Origin of the sequence: Burkholderia sp. LMG 13014 (assembly GCF_905232215.1) — a bacterium.
Taxonomy (GTDB): Bacteria; Pseudomonadota; Gammaproteobacteria; order Burkholderiales; family Burkholderiaceae; genus Burkholderia.
Map to the genome: position 1 here is coordinate 1 of NZ_CAJNKE010000640.1, position 3,219 is coordinate 3,219.

Consider the following 3,219-nt stretch of genomic DNA (forward strand, 5'->3'; position numbering starts at 1 on the left):
GCGAGCGGCGTGCCCGCGCGGACCGTGACGACGAGTTCGGCCGGGTCGTACGACACGACGCCCTGAAACGCGCGCGTGTCGAGTATTTCGCCCTCGAGCGCCTGGCCGTACCAGTCCTTGGTGCCCCCGCCGCGAATCCGCAGCGGCCGGCCGTCGGCGCTGGCGGCGCGGACGCGCTCGGCCCATCCGGCGACGATGTCGTCCTCTTCCATGTTCTGTTGCTGCCTCGACTTGTTGTTCGGTCGATTGTACCGGGGTGGCGCGAATCCACATCGCGACTATCCCTAAGCCCGGTATTGCAGACCGCATGCCCGCGCCGCCGCGCGAACGTGGCCGTCCGCCGCGACCCGGCCGCCGGCTAGGGCCGGCGCACCGCGCGCGATGCTCAGAAACGCGGCAGGTCGGGGTGCGGCAGCAGCCCGCCGCGTACGTGCTGGCGACCGTACTCGGCGCAGCGCGCACGGGTCGGGATGCCCTTGTCCGGGTTCAGCAGCCCGGCCGGATCGAACGCGCGCTTGACCGCGAAGAACGCATCGCGCTCCTGCGGCGAGAACTGTACGCACATCGAATTGAGCTTCTCGATGCCGACGCCGTGCTCGCCCGTCACGCTGCCGCCGAATTCCACGCAGCATTCGAGGATTTCCGCGCCGAACTGCTCGGCGCGGTGCAGTTCGTCCGGATCGTTCGCGTTGTAGAGGATCAGCGGATGCATGTTGCCGTCGCCCGCGTGGAACACGTTGATGCAGCGCAGCCCGTAGCTCGTTTCGAGCTGCTCGATGCGCGCGAGCAGCGGGCCGATCGCACGGCGCGGCACGGTGCCGTCCATGCAGTAGTAGTCGGCGGAAATCCGGCCGGCGGCCGGGAACGCGTTCTTGCGGCCCGACCAGAAGCGCAGCCGCTCGTGTTCGTTGCGTGAAACCTGGATCCGTGTCGCGCCATGCTCGCGCAGCACGGCCGTCATCCGCACGATCTCTTCCGCGACTTCTTCCGGCGTGCCGTCCGATTCGCACAGCAGGATCGCTTTCGCGTCGAGGTCGTAGCCCGCGTGCGTGAACGCCTCGACGGCCTGCGTGGCCGGCTTGTCCATCATTTCGAGCCCGGCCGGGATGATCCCCGACGCGATGATCGCCGCGACGGCCTCGCCGCCCTTGACGACGTCGTCGAAGCTCGCCATCACGAGCTGGGCCGTTTGCGGTTTCGGGATCAGCCTCACCGTGACCTCGGTGACGATCGCGAACATCCCTTCGCTGCCGATCATCACGGCAAGCAGGTCGAGGCCCGGCATGTCGAGCGCGAGCGAGCCGAATTCGACGATCTCGCCGTCGATCGTCACCGCGCGCACGCGCATCACGTTGTGCACGGTCAGCCCGTATTTCAGGCAGTGCACGCCGCCGGAATTTTCCGCGACGTTGCCGCCGATCGTGCACGCGATCTGCGACGACGGATCGGGCGCGTAATACAGGCCGTACGGCGCGGCGGCTTCCGAGATCGCGAGGTTGCGCACGCCGGGCTGCACGGTCGCCGTGCGCGCGTAAGGATCGACTTCGACGATGCGCGTGAAGCGCGCAAGCGACAGCACGACGCCGAGCGCGATCGGCAGCGCGCCACCTGACAGGCTCGTGCCCGCGCCACGCGGCACGATCGGCACCTCCATGCGGCGGCAGATCTGCACGATCCGCTGCACCTGCGATTCCGTTTCGGGCAGCGCGACCGCGAGCGGCAGGCGGCGGTACGCGGACAGGCCGTCGCATTCATACGGTGCGGTGTCTTCGTCGCGATACAGCAGGCAGTGCGTCGGCAGCACGGCCATCAGCGCCTGCACGACCTCGCGCTGGCGCTGCGCGCGTGCCGCGCTCGACAGTTCGACGGGAGCGTTCATGGGGTCTCCTGCAGCAGGCGGCGCGGTGTCGCGCCGCCGTGTCAGCACGTGAAAATCTTGCCCGGATTCATCAGGTTGCGCGGATCGAGCGCGAGCTTGATCGCCCGCATCGTGTCGATCGCGTTGTCGCCGTGCTCCTTGGGCAGGAAGCGCATCTTGTGCAGCCCCACGCCGTGCTCGCCCGTGCAGGTGCCGCCGAGACGCAGCGCGCGCTCGACGATCCGGTCGTTGATGTGCTCGGCTTCGGCGATTTCCTCCGGCTTGTCGGGGTCGATCAGGATCGCGACGTGGAAATTGCCGTCGCCGACATGGCCGACGATCGGGCAGGGCAGCGACGACGCGCGCAGGTCGACTTCGGTTTCCTCGACGCACGCGGCGAGCTGCGAGATCGGCACGCAGACGTCGGTCGTCACCGCGCGGCAACCGGGTTTCAACTGCAGCATCGCGAAATACGCGTTGTGGCGGGCGGCCCAGAGGCGGCTGCGGTCTTCGGGGCGGGTGGCCCATTCGAAGCCCTGGCCGTGGTTCTGGCCGGCGAGCGCCTGCACGAGCTCGGCCTGTTCCTTCACGCCGGCCTCGGTGCCGTGGAATTCGAAGAACAGCGTCGGCGCTTCGGTGAGCGTCAGGTTCGAATGGCGGTTGATCGAGCGCACCGCGAGCGCGTCGACGAATTCGACGCGCGCGATCGGCACGCCGATCTGGATCGTCTCGATCACGGTGCGCACGGCGTCGCCCATCGACGGGAACGTGCAGATCGCGGCCGACACGGCCTCGGGCAGCGGATGCAGGCGCAGCGTGATCTCGGTGATCACGCCGAGCGTGCCTTCGGAGCCGACGAACAGGCGCGTGAGGTCGTAGCCGGCCGACGACTTGCGGGCGCGCGAGCCGGTTTTCACCACGCGGCCGTCGGCGAGCACGGCGGTCAGGCCGAGCACGTTCTCGCGCATCGTGCCGTAGCGCACGGCGTTGGTGCCCGACGCGCGCGTTGCGGTCATCCCGCCGATGCTGGCGTCGGCGCCCGGGTCGATCGGGAAGAACAGGCCGGTGTCGCGCAGCGCTTCGTTGAGCGCCTTGCGCGTGATGCCCGGCTCGACCGTCACGGTCAGGTCTTCGGCGTTGATCGACAGCACGCGGTTCATTTCCGACAGGTCGAGCGATACGCCGCCGCGCACCGCGAGCAGGTGGCCTTCGAGCGACGAGCCGGCGCCGTACGGGATCAGCGGTACGCTGTACAGCGAGCACAGCGACACGACTTCGCGCACGTCGTCCGCGCTGTGCGCGAACACGACGGCGTCGGGCAGTTGCGGGTCGAACGGCGATTCGTCGCGGCCGTGGTGCTC

3 protein-coding genes are annotated in these 3,219 nt (G+C 68.8%); all 3 read right to left on the minus strand.

All coding sequences use genetic code 11. The features are described 5' to 3' along the window. On the minus strand, positions 1-212 hold a 212-nt coding region (locus JYJ84_RS32325; protein WP_205186405.1), incomplete at its 3' end, for an FAD-binding protein. 173 nt (positions 213-385) lie between these two features. Next, positions 386-1,879: an FAD-linked oxidase C-terminal domain-containing protein gene (locus JYJ84_RS32330; protein ID WP_175222361.1), complete on the minus strand. Its 1,494-nt coding sequence runs from the start codon at positions 1,877-1,879 to the stop codon at positions 386-388. Between the two features lie 41 nt (positions 1,880-1,920). Further along, the coding region (locus JYJ84_RS32335) for an FAD-binding oxidoreductase (RefSeq protein ID WP_205189969.1) at positions 1,921-3,219 on the minus strand (1,299 nt) is incomplete at its 5' end.